General features: G+C 73.4%; 15 protein-coding genes and 2 pseudogenes. 6 read left to right on the top strand and 11 right to left on the bottom strand.

The genetic code is table 11. The annotated features are described in order from the left end of the window. Positions 1-55 precede the first annotated feature (55 nt). From QDS12_RS17395 to QDS12_RS17405, 3 genes are all read right to left on the bottom strand, one after another. On the bottom strand, positions 56-463 hold the full coding sequence (locus tag QDS12_RS17395; RefSeq protein WP_279881289.1) for a VOC family protein: 408 nt from the start codon (positions 461-463) through the stop codon (positions 56-58). Positions 464-514: 51 nt separating this feature from the next. After that, positions 515-2,134, bottom strand: a complete 1,620-nt coding sequence (locus tag QDS12_RS17400) for a N,N-dimethylformamidase beta subunit family domain-containing protein (RefSeq protein ID WP_279881290.1) — start codon at positions 2,132-2,134, stop codon at positions 515-517. Between the two features lie 306 nt (positions 2,135-2,440). Continuing rightward, positions 2,441-2,590: a hypothetical protein gene (locus QDS12_RS17405; protein ID WP_279881292.1), complete on the bottom strand. Its 150-nt coding sequence runs from the start codon at positions 2,588-2,590 to the stop codon at positions 2,441-2,443. On the opposite strand from QDS12_RS17405, the gene QDS12_RS17410 reads away from it, so the two are divergent. Next, the gene (locus QDS12_RS17410; RefSeq protein ID WP_279882192.1) at positions 2,565-2,726 is read left to right on the top strand and encodes a winged helix-turn-helix transcriptional regulator; all 162 of its coding nucleotides are present in this window, start codon (positions 2,565-2,567) and stop codon (positions 2,724-2,726) included. The genes QDS12_RS17405 and QDS12_RS17410 overlap by 26 nt on opposite strands. A gap of 25 nt (positions 2,727-2,751) precedes the next feature. Here QDS12_RS17410 and QDS12_RS17415 read toward each other — a convergent pair. Further along, a pseudogene (locus tag QDS12_RS17415) lies at positions 2,752-4,077 on the bottom strand (ATP-binding protein); the annotation flags it as partial. Beyond that, a complete protein-coding gene (locus QDS12_RS17420; protein ID WP_279881294.1) occupies positions 4,074-4,745 on the bottom strand; it encodes a response regulator transcription factor in 672 nt (223 codons plus the stop codon). The pseudogene QDS12_RS17415 and the gene QDS12_RS17420, both read right to left, overlap by 4 nt. An 81-nt stretch (positions 4,746-4,826) precedes the next feature. Between QDS12_RS17420 and QDS12_RS17425 the strand changes: the two genes are divergently transcribed. Genes QDS12_RS17425 through QDS12_RS17435 form a run of 3 tightly spaced genes read left to right on the top strand, consistent with a single transcriptional unit; the run spans position 4,827 to position 7,750 of the window. Further along, on the top strand, positions 4,827-5,957 hold the full coding sequence (locus QDS12_RS17425) for a hypothetical protein (RefSeq protein WP_279881296.1): 1,131 nt from the start codon (positions 4,827-4,829) through the stop codon (positions 5,955-5,957). A gap of 7 nt (positions 5,958-5,964) precedes the next feature. After that, complete coding sequence (locus QDS12_RS17430) at positions 5,965-6,900, top strand: ATP-binding cassette domain-containing protein (RefSeq protein WP_279881299.1); 936 nt, start codon at positions 5,965-5,967, stop codon at positions 6,898-6,900. Continuing rightward, entirely contained in the window at positions 6,887-7,750 is an 864-nt protein-coding gene (locus QDS12_RS17435; RefSeq protein WP_279881301.1) for an ABC transporter permease, read from the top strand. Before QDS12_RS17430 ends, QDS12_RS17435 begins: the two co-directional genes overlap by 14 nt. Before the next feature lie 402 nt (positions 7,751-8,152). Here the strand turns inward: QDS12_RS17435 and QDS12_RS17440 are convergent, their stop codons facing one another. Further along, positions 8,153-9,865 carry an FAD-dependent oxidoreductase gene (locus tag QDS12_RS17440; RefSeq protein ID WP_279881303.1) on the bottom strand — a complete coding sequence of 571 codons (1,713 nt, stop codon included), beginning with the start codon at positions 9,863-9,865 and terminating at the stop codon, positions 8,153-8,155. Between the two features lie 138 nt (positions 9,866-10,003). On the opposite strand from QDS12_RS17440, the pseudogene QDS12_RS17445 reads away from it, so the two are divergent. Next, a pseudogene (locus tag QDS12_RS17445) lies at positions 10,004-11,497 on the top strand (aldehyde dehydrogenase family protein). A gap of 20 nt (positions 11,498-11,517) precedes the next feature. On the opposite strand, the gene QDS12_RS17450 reads toward QDS12_RS17445, so the two are convergent. The 3 genes from QDS12_RS17450 to QDS12_RS17460 are packed head-to-tail and all read right to left on the bottom strand — an operon-like array spanning position 11,518 to position 14,129. Continuing rightward, positions 11,518-12,348, bottom strand: coding sequence for a nuclear transport factor 2 family protein (locus QDS12_RS17450; RefSeq protein ID WP_279881305.1), 831 nt, complete (start codon positions 12,346-12,348; stop codon positions 11,518-11,520). A 45-nt stretch (positions 12,349-12,393) separates the two neighbouring features. Then, a complete protein-coding gene (locus QDS12_RS17455; RefSeq protein WP_279881307.1) occupies positions 12,394-13,155 on the bottom strand; it encodes a 2Fe-2S iron-sulfur cluster-binding protein in 762 nt (253 codons plus the stop codon). After that, positions 13,077-14,129: an MOSC domain-containing protein gene (locus tag QDS12_RS17460; RefSeq protein WP_279881309.1), complete on the bottom strand. Its 1,053-nt coding sequence runs from the start codon at positions 14,127-14,129 to the stop codon at positions 13,077-13,079. Before QDS12_RS17460 ends, QDS12_RS17455 begins: the two co-directional genes overlap by 79 nt. A 112-nt stretch (positions 14,130-14,241) precedes the next feature. Here QDS12_RS17460 and QDS12_RS17465 point away from each other — a divergent pair, with 112 nt between their 5' ends. After that, the gene (locus tag QDS12_RS17465; RefSeq protein WP_279881311.1) at positions 14,242-15,330 is read left to right on the top strand and encodes a serine hydrolase; all 1,089 of its coding nucleotides are present in this window, start codon (positions 14,242-14,244) and stop codon (positions 15,328-15,330) included. Here the strand turns inward: QDS12_RS17465 and QDS12_RS17470 are convergent. Together QDS12_RS17470 and QDS12_RS17475 are read right to left on the bottom strand one after the other, a co-directional pair. After that, positions 15,243-15,857: a VanZ family protein gene (locus QDS12_RS17470; RefSeq protein ID WP_279881313.1), complete on the bottom strand. Its 615-nt coding sequence runs from the start codon at positions 15,855-15,857 to the stop codon at positions 15,243-15,245. The genes QDS12_RS17465 and QDS12_RS17470 overlap by 88 nt on opposite strands. 29 nt (positions 15,858-15,886) lie before the next feature. Continuing rightward, positions 15,887-16,576, bottom strand: coding sequence for a D-alanyl-D-alanine carboxypeptidase family protein (locus tag QDS12_RS17475; RefSeq protein ID WP_279881316.1), 690 nt, complete (start codon positions 16,574-16,576; stop codon positions 15,887-15,889). Positions 16,577-16,644 lie beyond the last annotated feature (68 nt).

Below are 16,644 nucleotides of genomic sequence, written 5' to 3' on the forward strand. Positions count from 1 at the left end.
CGGAAGTACCCGACCGGCTGGCTCGGATGCCACCAGCTCGCCGCGGGCACTCTCGTCACCAACTGCTTCCCGGACCGTACGTCCCGACGCTCCACTCGTGGCCCTCCGGATCGAGGACGCGAGATCGCCGAGTCCCCCATTCCGTGTCCTCGGGTGCGATCACCTCGACCGCACCCGCCCCCACGGCCCGTCCGTGCCAGGCGTCCACGTCGGAAGACCGCGGGAGCCACAGGTAGAGCCCGCCACCACTGCTACGTCCGATGAGACGAGGGACGTCATAGGCAGCATCCGCACTCGCCACCATGAGCACGGCTTCTCCGAGGCGCACCTCCGCGTGCTGGACGGTCCCGTCGAGGCCGTCCTGGCGAGAGACCACCTGGAACCCGACGCTCTCGAGCCAGCGTAGACCGGCACTGGCATCGCGGTAGCTCAGGTAGGCGTGCAGCCGAGCGGCAGGGTCCATCGGTCGATCATCACCCGTCACCGTGACCGCCACAACGTCCGAGGGCAGCCATCAGCTCGCGGGCACGCTGTTGGCCCGCGGCAGGTGGAACCGGTCGAGATTGTCCTGGGCCGGATGACTCCTCCCGACCGGTCCGGCGGCGTACGCGCGCAGGAGGTTGTCGGTGACCACGCGCACGAACCGCGTGGTGGCTCGACGCAGCGGTACGTCGCAATGGTCCGCCAGCGCGCAGCCCCACCTCAGCGTGCCGGCGGCGAAGACGCCGGCACCCGAGGGCACCGTGTAGTAGACGGCCTGGCTGGTCGTCCGCACCCCGCGGCAGCTGTAGGACGTGTTGCTCAGGATCTGCAGGGGCCGGGGAGTCCAGCGACTCGGGTAGACCCGGTCGGCCTCGCCACCCACGAGTCCGGACACCACTCCTCCGGCATCGACCCCGGTGCCCGCGAAGCCCCACCACTCCGGGCTGACGATGCGGTAGTCAGCGTCCACGGGGAAGCACTCGTAGAGCATCCCGACCAAGGCGCTCTCGGGCTGCGCCGCCGGCGGGTCGCGGAAGCGGGCGGTGGTCAGCGCAGGACGGGTGCGCTGCGCGGGATCGAGCAGCGCGGCGTCACGGTAGCCGGTCTCCAGACGGGCCGGGCGGCCCCCGCGAGCGCTGAGGCGGATCCGCCAGTACGCCGTGTTGGCGCCGAGGAACGCGAGGTTGGTGCCCTGGTCGCGAGCCCCGAGGACAGCGGCTCGCATCTGCGGCGTCCAGTACTCCGAGTGCCCAACCTGCACGTAGCCCCTCGCGCCGCTCAGCACGCCGGCCGTGGTGGACAGCTCGACATCGGTCGCGTAGGACAGCGGGACGCCGGTGTGCTCAGCCTCGAGGACCACGGGGACCACCGCTGTGCGGAAGTCGTTCATCCCGTCGACGCCTTCGAAGGGCCGGTCGAAGCTGACCGCCCAGGCATGGCGGTCGCCGGCGGGACCCTCGTAGAGGCTGTAGCCGCCCCACCGGTTGTAGGCCTGCCATGTCGCCATCGGCACCATCAGCGCCACCGTCCCGGCGGTCGACGGCGACGTCACCACGTACGGCACCTGCGCCGCGGCGCCGGAGGTGGTCAGCCGCAGCACGTAGAAGCCCGGCCGCCAGCCGGCCGTCGGCAGCGTCAGGCTCGTCCGCCACGGCGCCACCACCGTACGGGTCGCGTACGGGGCGAAGGTCGGCCCCGGCTGCTCCCGGCCGCGGACGGAGCCGGAGCGCCACACCAGCCGCCCGGTGCCGCCGCGGTAGGCCCCGATCCGGAAGGCCAGCACCCGGAAGTGCGGACGGATGGTCGACACCCTGAGGCCGACCGCCGTGCCGGGCGGACCGCTGGCCACGGTGGTGTAGCCCTCGATCACCCCTGCCACCGGCTGGCGGACCCGCCACCGGTCGGAGCCGCGTGGTCGCCGGGATGCGGCGTGAACGGGGGAACCAACGGAGCCGGCCGGCGTCGTCAAGGCCCTCGGGGTCGCGACCGACGTGGACGGGTCAGCCTCCGGCATCGGAGCGATCGCCACGTGGCCGGCACAGGCTGCCGCGACAGCGACCGACACGAGCAGCGGGACGATCCGCGGCACGGCTCCCGCACCCGCGGCGATGGCTTTCGTGGACGCCCGGCTGTGCAGGGCCCTCCTGCCCATGTTCAGAGGCTGCACCCGCCTCGCTCGAGCGTCAACGAGCGACCGCCCGGTCCAGCGGCGCCGCTGCTCCTCTCGGCTGGCCTCGCGCCGGGCCTCGTCGCGCGTCCGTGGCCCCGGCACAGTGGGTCCCGACGACGTCGTGCACGTCGGCGCCATCTGTTGCACCCCACTGGATGGACCTCGCTTCCCTTCCGAAGCACCGCGACTACCGTGGACAGAGGCTTCGAAATCAGATGCAGTCGCGGGCGGCGCTCGACCTCCTCCTGCTGTGCGGGTGGTGTCACGCGATCAGCCTCCTCACCCGTGTCACGCGTCTCCCCAGGCGCCGGGCACTCCCCCGCTGCCGAGCGAGCCGGCGGCGTCGTGACCGAGCCGGCGCCGACCCTTCCGGGCGCTCCAGGCGCAGTGCGGCGGGATCTCCTCGAGCGGCCTGACCGCCCGGCTCGCCGAGCTCACCGGGGCAGGCATCGTCGAGCGGGACGGACGCGGCTACCGGCTCACCGACGAGGGCCAGGCCCTCGTGGGCTCGCTCGAGACGATGAACCAGTGGGCGCATCGCTGGGCGGATCGGCTCGACGGGCCCGCTGACTGACCGGACTCGGCCGCGCCGGAGGGAGCTCCACCTCCACCCGGAGCCCGCCGAGCGGCGAGTCGGCCAGCCGGACGTCGCCGCCGCGCGCACGGACGGTCGCGCGGACGAGCGCCAGGCCCAAACCCGTCCCGCCCGACTCCCGGTCGCGAGCCTCGTCGAACCGCGTGAAGCGCTCGAAGGCGCGCTCCCGGTCAGCCGGTGCGATCCCCGGCCCCGCGTCATCGACGTGGACGACGACCGCCTCGCCGCGCCGGCTCACCGAGATGCGGACGACCGGCGAGTAGCGGGCCGCATTCGCGACGACGTTGCCGAACACCCGCGCGAGCTCCTCCGGACGCGCGGCGACGACCGCGGCCGGTCCCCGATCGACCTCGACGTCCACGCCGGGGACCGACCGGGCGACGACCTCCTCCAGCACGTCGCGTACGTCGGCCACGACCGCCTCGTCCGAGACCGCGCCCGCCTCCGTGCGCGCCAGCTCGAGCAGGTCCTCGACGAGCGCCGACATCCGGTCGATCTCGAGGTCGAGCTCGTCCAGCAGCTCGGCGTCCTCGCCGAGCCGGCGCGCGACGTCGACCTGCATCCGCAGCGAGGCGAGCGGACTGCGGAGCTCGTGGGCCGCGTCGGCGACGAACTGGGCCTCCCGCTCGCGGGCGCCGTCGAGGCGGTCGAGCATCGAGTTCAGCGTCACGGCGAGCGCGTGGATCTCGTCGTCCGACGGCGGCACGGGCAGCCGGTCCTCTCGCCCCGAGCCGGAGATGTTGTCGGCGGCCGCGCGCAGCGCCTCCACCGGGCGCAGCGCCGCCCCGATCACCCGCCAGGCCACCAGGCCGAGCGCCAGCAGGAGCACCGGGTACCCGATGAGCAGCACCAGCCGCAGGACGTCGCTGTCCCCCACCAGGTCGTCCACGGGCTCCGCGACCACCACGGTGGCGCGATCGGCCCCCGAGCCGACGTCGGTCGCGTGGACGCGGAGCCGGGAGGTGATCCCGAGGCGGGACCCCGACGCCGTCACCGGCCCCCGCCGGGCGTCCGCCAGCTCGTCGGGACGCAGGATCGACGTGAGCCGGTCGGCGTTCGCCGAGGCGCTGAGGACGCGCCCGCTGCTGTCCAGGACCTGGATGATCTCCACGCCGGTGACCGGGATCGTCTGGGGCAGGCGCCCGGCGCTGATGAGCTCGGCCACCTCGTGGGCGCTCGCCTCGGCGGCCCGGTCGACGCGGCGCAGGCCCTCGACGCGCAGCGCCGCATAGAGCCCGATGCTGCCGAGAGCGAGCGCGAGGGCGAGGCCGAGCAGGCCGATCGTCAGCAACCGGGTGCGCAGCGTCCAGCGCCACCACACGCCGTTCATGAGCCGACGATCGCCGATCCGCCGAGGCGGTAGCCCGCCCCTCGTACCGTCTCGATCACGTCGGCGCCCAGCTTGCGCCGCAGGTAGCCGACGTAGACCTCGACGGTGTTGGTGCCCCGGTCGCCGAGGTCCCAGACGCGGTCGAGCAGCTCGAACTTCGTGATGACCTGGCCCGGGTGCCCGAGGAAGAACTCGAGCAGCGCGTACTCACGCGGTGTCACCTCGACCGGCTCGCCCGCCAGGGTGACCTGGTGGGCAGCAGGGTCGAGACGCACGTCCCCCCACGTGAGGACGGGCGGCAGGGTGTCGTGGTGCCGGCGGAGCACGGCTCGCAGGTGGGCGAGGAGGACGACGTAGGAGACCGGCTTGACCAGGTAGTCGTCGGCGCCGGAGTCCAGCCCGTCGGCCTGGTCGTGGGCGCCGTCCTTGGCCGACAACATGAGCACCGCGACCGGGTTGCCCTCGGCCCGGAGCGTGCGGACGACGTCGTAGCCGGACATGCCGGGCAGCATCACGTCGAGCAGTACGGCGTCGTAGTCGCCGTCCCGCGCGGCCTGGAGCCCGGCCGGGCCGGTGAGCGCGATGTCGACGGCGAACCCGTCGGCCATCAGGCCGCGCCGCAGGGCGCGCGCGAGGCGCACCTCGTCCTCGACCACCAGCAGCCGCACGCCGTCATCCTGACAGGGCCCACCGAAGAGCGCCCACAGGTTCTCAGCGGTTTCACAGCACCCGGCGGTGAGGATGAGGGCATGACGCTCTTCGCCCGCCGTCCCCAGCTGCGCTGGCTCGTCCCCCTAATCGCCGTGGCCGTCCTGGCCTCGGCCGGATCGGTGGCCGCCACGATCACCGCCAGCGCGCGCGACCCGCTTCCGGCGCGCAGCGCCGCACAGCTGCTCGTCGACGTGCAGAACGCCCGCGTCGACGGTCTCTCCGGCACGGTCGTGCAGTCGGCCTCGCTGGGCCTGCCCGCCCTGCCCGGACCGTCCGGCGACCAGAGCTCGAACCTCAGCTCCCTCGTGTCCGGTTCCCACACGCTGCGCGTGTGGGCCGCGGGCCCGGAGCAGGCCCGCATCGCGCTCCTGGGTCAGCTCGGCGAGTCCGACGTCGTCCGCAATGGGTCCGACGTGTGGATCTGGTCCAGCCGCGACAACTCCGCGCGCCACCTGAAGATCCCGGCTGACGCCGGGCACTCGCGGGCCGACACCCCCACGCCCGGGCAGCCGACCACACCGCAGCAGGCCGCGGACGCCGCCCTGCGGGCGATCACCCCGACCACCCGCGTCAGCACCGCCCGGACGGCTGAGGTCGCCGGCCGGTCGGCGTACGAGCTGGTCCTGACGCCGCGCGACGCGGCCACCCTCGTCGGGCAGGTCAGGATCGCGGTCGACGGCGCCACGCACATCCCGACCCGGGTGCAGGTCTTCGCCCGCGGCGCGAAGAAGCCGGCCTTCGAGGTCGGGTTCACCTCCTTCAACCCGTCGACGCCGTCGTCGTCGGTCTTCCGGTTCAACCCGCCCCCGGGTGCCAAGGTGACCCAGGGCATGGTCGGCGGTGCCGACCACTCCCCCGCGGCGCGACCCCAGGACGCGGGCACGAAGCCGCAGCTTGTCGGCGAGGGCTGGACCACCGTCGTCAAGGCGACCCTCCCGCAGTCGACCGAGGGCAGCACCGGGCGCCGTTCCGGCGAGCACGCCGACGGCGCCTCCCCGCTGGGCAACCTCGACGCGATGGTGCAGAAGCTTCCGGCGGTCTCCGGCGCCTGGGGCTCCGGGCACCTGCTCCGCGGCACGCTCTTCTCCGTCCTGGTGACCGACGACGGTCACGTCGTCGCCGGCGCTGTCGCACCCGAGCGCCTCTACGCGGCGCTGGCCGCGAAGTGACGGCGACGTGACTCCGCCAGACGCGGTCCGGACGGTCGGGCTCACCAAGCGGTTCGGCTCCCACGCGGCCGTCGACGGCATCGACCTCGTCGTCCCGGCGGGCTCGGTCTACGGCTTCCTCGGCCCCAACGGCTCCGGGAAGACGACGACCATCCGGATGTTGCTCGGCCTGATCACGCCGACCCACGGTGAGATCGAGCTCCTCGGCCACCCGGTACCCAGCCGGGTCGTCGACGCCCTGCCCCGGGTCGGGGCGCTCGTCGAGGGGCCGGCGTTCCACCCCTACCTCTCCGGGATCGACAACCTGCGCCGGCTCGACGCCGCCGACCGCACCGCCGACCCGGCGACGTCTGGTCGTCGCCTCGGGGAGGCGTTGGACCGGGTGGGGCTCGCCGCGGCCGCCGGCAAGCGCTACCGCGCCTACTCACTGGGCATGCGGCAGCGGCTCGCCATCGCCGCCGCGCTGCTCACGCCCAAGGACCTCATGGTCCTCGACGAGCCCACCAACGGCCTCGACCCTCAAGGCACCCGCGAGGTCCGCTCGTTGATCGCCTCCCTGGCCGATGACGGCACCACCGTGCTCGTCTCGAGCCACCTGCTCTCGGAGGTCGAGCAGGTCTGCACCCACATCGGCGTCATGCACGTGGGCCGGCTCGTCACGCAGGGCTCCGCCGCGGAGATCCGCCGCCAGCAGGAGGCCGAGGCATGGGTCGACACCGACCAACCGGAGCAGGCCGCCCGCGTCATGCGCGAGCTCGGCCTCAGCGACGTACGCATCACCCCGCACGGCGCGGTCGGGCGGCTCGGCGAGGTCGCGCCCGAGAAGGTCGTCACCGCCTGCGTCCACGCCGGGCTCGCCGTCACGCGGTTCGTGGTGGACGCACCCACGCTCGAGGAGATCTTCGTGGGCCTGACCGGGGAGGGCTTCGATGTCAGCGGCTGATCTGACCACCCCCGTGCCGAGGGTCGCGATGCGCCGCCCCTCGCCGCGGTTCCTGGCCTCCGAGCTGCGCCTGGTGCTGCGGCGACGCCGCAACATGGCCGGCCTCGTGGTCCTGGCGGCCGTGCCGATCTTCATCGCCGTCGCGGTGAAGTCGACCGCCTCGCAGCCGGGGTCCGACGCGCCCGCCTTCTTCCAGTCGATCACCGAGAACGGGCTGTTCGTCTCCCTCGCGGCGCTCACCATCGAGCTCGGCCTGTTCCTGCCGCTCGCGGTGGCGGCGATCTCGGGCGACGCGATCGCCGGCGAGGCGAACCTGGGAACCCTGCGCTACCTGCTCACCGTGCCCGTCGCACGGCTCCGGCTGCTCGGCATCAAGTACGCCGCGATCGTGATCTTCAGCTTCCTGGCGACGTTCCTCATCGCCATCGTCGGGATGGCGATCGGGCTCATCCTCTTCGGCGGCGGCGACGTCACCACCCTGTCCGGGACGCAGATCTCGTTCGCCGCCGGCCTGGGCCGGGTCGCGCTCGCGGCCGTGTACCTGTCCCTCGCCCTCGCCTCCCTCGGTGCCGTCGGGCTCTTCATCTCCACCCTGACCGAGCAGCCGATCGCGGCCACCATCGCGACCGTCGTCTTCTCGACCGCCAGCTTCATCCTCGACTCGATCCCCCAGGTCCACTGGCTGCACCCCTACCTGCTGACCCACCACTGGATGTCGTTCGGCGACCTGCTCCGTGCCCCGATCGCCTGGGACGGCGTCGTCCACGGGCTCTACCTGGCGGCGTCCTACGGGCTGGTGTTCTTCCTGGCCGCCTGGGCCCGCTTCGCGGGCAAGGACGTCACGAGCTGAGCGCGCCGGACTCCGCCTCAGAGGAGCGTGACCACGGCTGCCACCGCGACTCCCCCGCGAGCACCACGAAGAGGACGTACGGCGGCCGGTCGGCGTCCCGGTGCTCCTATCGGCTCGGGGCGCCCGGCCGTAGTCGCCACGGCCGTGCCGAACGGGACCCGGGCAACCGGGTCGGCGCGGCTGAGGCCAGTCGCGCGGCAACGATGCGACTCGCCTCGGTGATGCGGCCGACCCGGTGAGCCATCAACCATCCGTCCACCGCCAACGGTCGGTGGCTCACCGCCCACGGTCCCGCCCTCTCCTCAGCGGTGACTCATCAACCGATCAGATCCCCCGAACCGTTGACCACTCACCACCCATCGCGGCGGCACCGGACGACCGCGGGAAGCGCGAACCACCACCTCAGGACACCGGGGCCGCGGCGACCTCGTCCTCCGGAACAGGAGCCAGGTAGGCGTGCACGAGCGGAACGACCGACGCGCCCTCACCGCTGGCCGCTGCGACCCGCTTCATCGATCCCGACCGGATGTCACCGGCGGCGAAGATCCCGGGCACGGTGGTGGCCAGGTTGGCGGGCGGCAGCCCGTCAACCCACTGCTCCCGCGGGACGTCGCGCCCGGTGAGGATGAAGCTGTTGCCGTCTCGGGCCAGCTCTGGCGGCAGCCAGTCGCAGCGCGGCTCGGCGCCCAGCAGCAGGAAGAGGCCGCGCGCCGCCTTGGTGGTGCGCCGCCCGGTCTCGGTGTCCTCCAGGCACACCCACTCGAGCTCACCCTCGCCGCCGCCGTCGATCACGCGGGTGCACGGGAGGACCTGGATCCGCTCGTTGTAGCCGATCTCGTCGATCAGGTACCTCGACATCGTCTCCTCGAGACCCGGCCGGCGTACGACGATCGTGACCGAGCTGGCGAACCTCGCCAGGTGCAGGGCCGCCTGGCCGGCCGAGTTGCCGCCCCCGACCACGACGACGTCGTAGCCCTCCATCTCGCGGGCGGCGGTCATCGCGGCGCCGTAGTTGACCCCGGCACCGACCAGCTCCTCGAGCGCGGGTACGCCGAGCTTGCGGTAGGCCACGCCGTTGGCCACGAGCACGGTGCGCGCCCGGACGTCCCCGCCGTCGGTGCACAGCCGGTGCGGCTCGCCGTCGGCGCCGGGGATCAGCTCGTTGACCTCCCAGCCGGTGAAGAAGTCGGTGCCGAAGCGGAGCGCCTGGTTGCGGGCACGCTGGGCCAGCCGCATGCCGGAGATGCCCCGCGGGAAGCCCAGGTAGTTGCGGATCATCGAGCTGGTGCCGGCCTGGCCACCGATCGCCTCGGCCTCCAGCACCACCACCGAGAGACCCTCGGAGGCGCCGTAGACCGCCGCGGCGAGACCGGCCGGGCCGCCGCCGACGATCGCCAGGTCGACGACGCCGTCGACCTGGAAGTCGCCGGGGCGGCCGTAGATCGAGACGGCGACGTCGCGGACGGTGGTGGCCTGGATCGGCACCCGGTTGGCGGCGTAGACGACGGGGTAGCGCAGCTCCTCGACACCCAGCTGCTGCCTGATCATCGCGAGGTAGTCCTGGATCGCCGGGTCGGCGGGGTCCCAGACCTTGTTCTGCATGCCCATCCGGTCCAGGAAGTCCCGGATCGCCATGGTGAGCGCGTCGTGGTGCGGCGAGATGATCTTGGCGCTGACCACCTCGGGCTGCGGCACGGTCGAGCCCCAGTCCGACAGAAGGTCGGTGATCGCGTTGTGGAACTCCTCGTCACGGCGGCCGCGCGGCATCAGGAGGTAGGCGTCGTACTTCCCCTTCGCCAGCCCGACCCGCAGCGGCGGCCCGTCCTCGACGAAGTGGTCCCAGTGTGCGGTGATCACCTTGCGCGCGGTCGGGATGACCTGCCGCCACCGGTGGATCGCCTCGAAGATGTGGTCGACGTCGGACAGCCGCGAGTCGCTGACGAAGAGCGCGATCATGCCGCCGCGGCCGCAGATCTCCCGGGCGAGGGCCTCCGCCTCGCCGGCGCTGCCGGCGAGCCGCAGGTCGTAGTCGCGCTCGTAGCGACTTCGGAACTCCTCCAGCAGCACGTCGCCGTGGTCGCCGGACACGAGAATGATCGCGGGGTCGCCTTCCACCCCTGCAGCCTAGGGCCGGACGGGACGTGACGCCTCTCCGAAAAATCCTGGGCTGTGACGGCCCTCCCCAAGGCGGCTCGAGCGCCCTACGCTCGGTAGACCGAGCAACGAGCCGGCACTCCTGCGAGAGGACGCGCCATGACCAGCGCACCGACCGACAGCACCGTGCGAGCAGCCCTCTTCATCGGAGGCCAGGAGCGCTTCACCGACGACGTCCTGGAGATCGCCGATCCCGCCCGGCCGGGCGTGGTCGTGGGCGAGGCGGCCGCCGCGTCCCCGCGCGAGGTGGCGGATGCCGTCGCCTCCGCGAGGCGGGCGTTCCCGGCCTGGGCGGGGTTGTCCGCCCAGGAGCGGGCGGAGGCCATGACCACCGCGATCGCCGAGATCGCGGACGACCGCGACACCGACGCCGCCATCCTGTCCCAGGAGAACGGCAAGATCCGCATGGAGGCCTGGGTCGACGCGCTGGTCTTCGAGATCCGGTGGCGGCTCGCCCTCGCGCTCGCCGATCAGGTCGACACCGGCACCGTCCTCGAGCCGGCCCCCGGCATCCCGGTGACGACGCAGGTGGGCTACCAGCCGATCGGCGTGGTCACGATCATCGTGCCGTTCAACTGGCCGATCGCCATCCTCGGTGCGTCCCTGCCGCACGCGCTCCTCGCCGGCAACACCGTGATCGTCAAGCCGCCGCCGTCGGCGCCGCTGGCGACCAGCCGGGTGGTGCAGCGCGTCGCCGAGCGGCTGCCGGCCGGCGTGCTGAACGTGGTCAACGGCCGGGACGAGGACATGGTGGGTCTCATCCAGAACCCCGACGTCGCCAAGGTGTGCTTCACCGGCAGCGTCAACGGCGGCAAGCGGATCATGGAGCTGGCGGCCAGGACGCTCACCCGCGTCACGCTCGAGCTCGGCGGCAACGACGCCGCGATCTTCACCGAGGACGCCATCCTCGACGACGCCCACCTCGACCGGCTGTTCGCCGCGGTCTACGACACCACCGGCCAGATCTGCATGAACGCCAAGCGGGTCTACGTCCACCGGTCCCGCCTCACCGAGCTGGTGGCCGGGCTGGAGGAGCGGCTGCGTCGGGTGCGGCTGGGCCGCGGCCTCGACGAGGGCACCACCATGGGCCCGCTCCACCAGGGCGCACAGAAGGCCTTCGTGGACGAGATCGTCCAGGAGGCCAAGGACGCCGGCGCCGACGTGCGTGAGTACGGCGACCTGCCCGGCGGCGAGCTCGCGGGCGGCAACTTCGTCCGCCCGGCGATCGTCGTCGACCCCGACCCGAACCTCCGGATCGTCACCCAGGAGCAGTTCGGCCCGGTGGTCCCCGTCCTCCCCTTCGACACCGAGGAGGAGGCGATCGCGGCCGCCAACGACAGCTGGGGCGGGCTGTGCGGATCCGTCTGGACCGCCGACTAGGAGACCGCCCAGCGGATCGCCTCCCGGCTCGTCTGCGGCTACGTCTGGGTCAACGACCACGGCGCGACCCGGCTCGACCTCCGCGCCCCGTTCGGTGGCATGAAGCCGTCGGGCATGGGCCGCGAGCAGGGCATCGAGGGCGTCCGCGCCTTCCAGGACACTCGAGCGATCGCCACGCTCGACGAGGCAGCGCTCGCGGCGGGCGCGCACTGACCCGCAGCGGCTGACCTGCCTCAGGAGGTGCGGACGGGCGCTTCGAGGTCGTCGTACGCCCGGACGGCGGCGAGCCGGCCACCCGGGTCGCGCTCGTAGACCAGGATCCCCGCCTGCGGGGGCAGGCGGTGGCCGCCCCACGAGTCGCAGGTGTACTCCACCGCGCACCGGACCCCGTCGTCGGTCACCAGGCAGCAGCGCAGGCCGAGGCCACCGCCCTCGCCGAACCAGGCGGAGTAGAAGGACCGGATCTCGTCGGGTCCGCGGTGGAGGCCGGGTGAGCCGATCGCTTCGCGGACGTAGCCGCCGGGCGCGAACGCGCTCACCAGCGCGTCGACGTCCCCCGCCGCGAGTGCCGCGAGATGCCGGCCGACGGCACCCTCGGGCGTCGCCACTCCGGGCGCCAGCAGGGGCGGCCGCACGTGGCGCCGACCGTCTACCGGGACCTGGCTGCAGTAGGTGCGGAACACGACGGACGTCTCGTCGGTCGCCTCGGCCACGACGGCGACCGGCCAGGTGGCCGCGTGGCCGTCCTCGGTCAGGTGTGCCACCAGCTCGACCACCGCGCGGTTTGCTGCGACGGTCGAGGCCACCGTCTCGATCCGGGCGCCGTGCTCGTCGAGCCACCGCCTGCTCTGCTTGACGAAGCGCCGCAGGTGGTGGTGGCCGTGGACGTCGCCGGCTCGGGGGTCGTGGACCACCACCCCGCCCGGCCAGGTGGTCGCCAGGTCACCGGGATCGCCGTCCGCCAGGGCCGCGAGGTACTGCGCGACCGGGTCGCCGTGGCCGGCCGCACGGGTCGACCTCCGCGCGAGCTCCGCGGCGTTGGCGAAGTCCGGAAACCAGGGCACGGCAACACCATGCCCGTTCTGACCGGTCTGCGGAAGGCTCGCGGCCTACAGGTCCAGGACCACGTCGGCGTCGGCCCGTGAGCAGCACAGGAGCGTCTCGTCGGGGCCGGGCCGCTCGAGCGGCTGCGTGGTGTAGGAGGTGCGTCCGGACAGCACGTCGGTCACGCAGGTGTGGCAGACACCGGTCCGGCACGACCACTGGGTGGGTACGTCGCACGCCTCGGCCAGCTCGAGGAGGGACGGGTAGTCGTCCGACCACCGCACGGTCAGGCCGGTGCGGGCGAAGGTGACGGCCGGCCCAGTGCCCGCAGGACCCGGCGGCTGGTGCGCCGGCGGGAGGTCGGCACGGACGACACCGGGGTTGATCGCGGCCCGCGAGCCGAACCGCTCGGTGTGGATGTTGGCCGGGCTGATGCCGGCATCGGCGAGCGCGGCCGTCATCTGGTCCATGAAGGCCGCGGGCCCGCAGACGTAGGCGACCGTCTCGGGCGGGACGCCCAGCCCCGCGATGAGCTCGGCCGTGACACGCCCGGCGACCGCCCCGGACGGGAGCGGGTCGGTGCCGGCCGTGAGGTAGACCTGCGACCGGGCCGAGGGCAGTGCCGCGACCAGCCGGGCGGCCTCCTCGGCGAACACGAACGTCGTGGCGTCGTGGCTCGTGTGCAGCCACCACGCCCGGCGGGTGCTGCCGCTGTCGGCGAGCTGGTGGAGCATCGCCAGCACCGGCGTCACGCCGATCCCGGCCGAGACCAGCAGCACCGGCGCCGTCCCGGCGTCGAGCACGAAGTCGCCGCGCGGAGCGGCCACCTCGATCCGGTCACCACGGCGCACGTGCTCGTGCAGGTAGGTGCTGACCCGGCCGCGCGGCTCCCGCTTGACGCTGATCCGGTACGTCGCCCGGTCCCGTCCGGCCGACAGCGAGTAGGTCCGCACGGGGGCGGGTCGCCGGCGGCAGGGACGCGAAGCGTGAGGTACTGACCCGGACGCGCCGCCGGCAGCGTCCCGCCGTCCTCGGCGGCCAGGTAGTAGGAGTGCACGGCCTCGCTCTCCTCGACCACGTCGGTGACGAGGAGCTCCCGGAAGCCGTCCCAGGCCGGCGGCGGGCCGGTCGGCACCCCGCCGGGTGAGCGGGTGTCGCCGTCCGTCTCGAGCATCGCGCGGAAGGATCCCTGCCAACCCGGGCTCAGCGCCGGGAGATCGACCGCACGACGGAGCAGGCTCCGGTCGGCGTCCGGGAGGTAGAGGAGGGCGTCGATCGCGGCGACGGTGATCCGGTGCCGGCCGCGGTCGAGGCGGACGATCTCGTCGCCGGCCTCGACGTACCCCTCGGTGAGCACCCGCAGGTAGTAGCCGGGCCGGTGGTGGGCCACCAGCAGCGCCGGAAGCTGCGGCTGCCCCAACCGCATCCCGACCCGGAAGCACGTCACCCGCGGCTGGGTGACCTCGAACTCGGCCCCGCCGATCCGGAAGCGGTCCCCGATGCACACGTCGTCGTCGGCGAGCCCCTCGACGGTGAGGTTCTCGCCGAAGGCCCCGAGCTCCAGCTCGTCGATGCCGAAGAAGTCCTGCCAGTGGCGGTAGGACTCCACCTGGTAGACGAGGACCGCACGCTGCTCACCGCCGTGTCCCGCGAGGTCGCCCTGCCCGTCGCCGTCGATGTTGAGGCGCCTGACCATCTGCCGGCCGGCGACCGGGCGCTTCCACACGCCCGTGTGCACGGTGCGTCCCCGCCATGCCACGTCCTGGGGCATGCCGACGTTGACGGAGACCACGGTTGCCATCGGTCACCAGCGTCGTACGCCGAGGACCGGCTGTCGACCGTTCCGCGAGGCGTACCCGAAATGCGCGAACGGCAGGTACATTGCCCGGGCCAGTCATGCCCTCGGAGGATCCGTGCCCGCCCACATCACCCGCAGAACGACCAAGCTCCTCGCCGCCGGGAGTCTCCTCGCGGTCGCGAGCGGCGTGGGCGCGGTCGTGGCCGCCCAGACGCCGGCGGGCTCCGCCCTGCCGACCTCCTCCTCGAGCTCCCCGACCTACGCGGCCTCCCCTGCCTCGGCGGCCTCCCCTGCCTCGGCGGCGATGCGCGCGAGCTCGCCCGTGGTCCAGGTCGTCCACCGCACCACGTTCCGCTCGGAGGCCCCGGTCTCCGCGCCCCCGAAGGTCAGGATGCGCGCCTGGGCCGTCGCCGACCTGGACACCGGTGTCGTCCTCGCGGTCCACGACCACCGCCGCCAGCTCCCGCAGGCCTCGACCATCAAGCTGCTCACCGCGGTCACCGCAGCGGCCCGCGTCCCGGCCGTGCCCCGACACCGCGTCACCCGCGCCGAGGCGCACCCGCGGTTCTGCACCTGCGCGGGCCTGCGCGTCGGCCGGCGCTACACCCGGGCCGCACTGATGACGGGCATGCTCCTGCCGTCGGGCAACGACGCCGCCGAAGCGCTCGCCGGCTCCGACCCGCGCGGACGGGCCGCCTTCATCGCCGCGATGAACACCGCGGCACGCCGCCTCGGCGCCACCGACACCCGCGTCGTCACGCCGTCCGGCCTCGCCGCCCCGCGAGCCCACTCCTCGGCGCGTGACCTGCTGGTGTTCCTGCGTGCCGCCCAGGCGAACGTGACCGTCGAGCCGTTCCTCGAGATGGCATCCGGGCGGATCGGACCGCTCCACGGCCGCGGCCACGTCGTCTACCGCGCCACCGACTACGTCAACACCTACCCGAGCGCCCAGGGCAAGTCGGGCTACACCACCCCGGCCCGCAACACGCTCGTCGTCGCCACACCGGTGCGAACGCCCGCGGGCGCGGTGCACCGGATCGGCGTCGCCACCCTCGGAGCGCCCGGCGGCTACTCGACCAAGGGCACGCGCGCGCTGACCGTCTGGGCTGCGCGCAACTACGACCAGCTCCGCTCGGTCGGCCAGCTCCCCCCGGCACCCGGGCCGGTCGTCGGCGCACAGGCGAACCTCGTCCCCGGTGGCTGACGCCGTCGCCACCAGCGGCGCGAGGCCAGCGCGGCCAGCCCGGCGCCGGCGGTGTTGAGCAGCACGTCATCGACCGACGACACCCGGTCCAGGCGAAGCACGTACTGCGCGGTCTCGATCAGCGCCGAGGAGGTGGCGGCGAGGACGAGCACCCGCCGGAGCGAGGCGAGGGACGCGAAGCGCACGGGGCCGAGGAACCCGAGCGCGGCGAGGACGAGCAGGTTCCCGACGACCTGGAACGCCGGCATGGTGGCCAGGTCGCGCAACGGCACCAGGCTCACCCGGCCGGAGACCTCGCCGGCCTCGCTGCCGGGCAGCATGGTGAGCCAGACCCACGGCAGGGTGCCGTAGACCAGTCCGACCTCGGCCGCCGAGGCGCGCCATGCCCATGCCGCCGGCGACCCGCTCGCCCGCCGCCAGCGGGCCAGCGCCCCCACCACCAGCAGCGCCACGGGCAGCGCAGCCATCGTCACGTGGACGATGCCGACGTACGTCCCGAGCCAGGCGTGCCAGGTGCCGATGGGCATCCCGCCTCCGGGGCTCCGGGGGTGCCCGGTCACCGCTGCATCCGCGGGTCGTGCGTCGGGTCGGCGTACGTCGCCGGGCAACCGTTGTCGACCGCGTCCCGGCGGCGCTCGAAGTGCCAGGGCTCGTTGCGGTAGACCTCGCACAGCCCGTATGCGGCGCCGTGCCGGGACAGCCAGGCCGTGGCATCGGAAGGGCCGATGTCGACCGCCTCCCCCGCTTCGTGGACCGATGTCCCTGGGCGGGCGACCCATCGCGCGGCCTCGTCCTTCGAGCCGTACTTCGCCACCGCCTCGCGGAACAGCTGCTCCTGGTAGGCGCGGTCGCGCCAGCCGCTGTTGACGTGGAAGGTCACGCCGTCCTCGCGGGCGTCCGCCGCGGCAGCGCGGAGGGCATCGAGGAGAGCCGGCTCGAGCCTCGCCACGGCGGGCACGTCGCCGAAGACCGTCGTGCCGTCGGGGACCACCCCGTCGGCGATCCCCACCGTCCGATGGCGCTCGACGATCGGCGCCGGGGCGATCGGGAGCGGCGCCGAGGCGATCGGCGACGACGCCGTCGAGAGCGACGTACCGAGCGACTGGTGGCCGAGGACGCCTGCGGCGGCCGCCCCGACGATGACGGGGGCAGCGACGAGGGTGGCGACGAGGGCCGGCCGCACGCGGCGCCGCGGCCTGGGGATGGGGCTGCGGGCTGGGCTGGGGAGGGAGTGGCTGGAGGACACGTCCCCGAGTCAAGACAGCGCGGCGTTGCCAGGGCGTATGCACTTTTCGATATGCCGGCGATAGGTGG

Source organism: Nocardioides sp. CER19 (assembly GCF_029846275.1).
In the GTDB taxonomy this organism is placed as follows: Bacteria; Actinomycetota; Actinomycetes; order Propionibacteriales; family Nocardioidaceae; genus Nocardioides.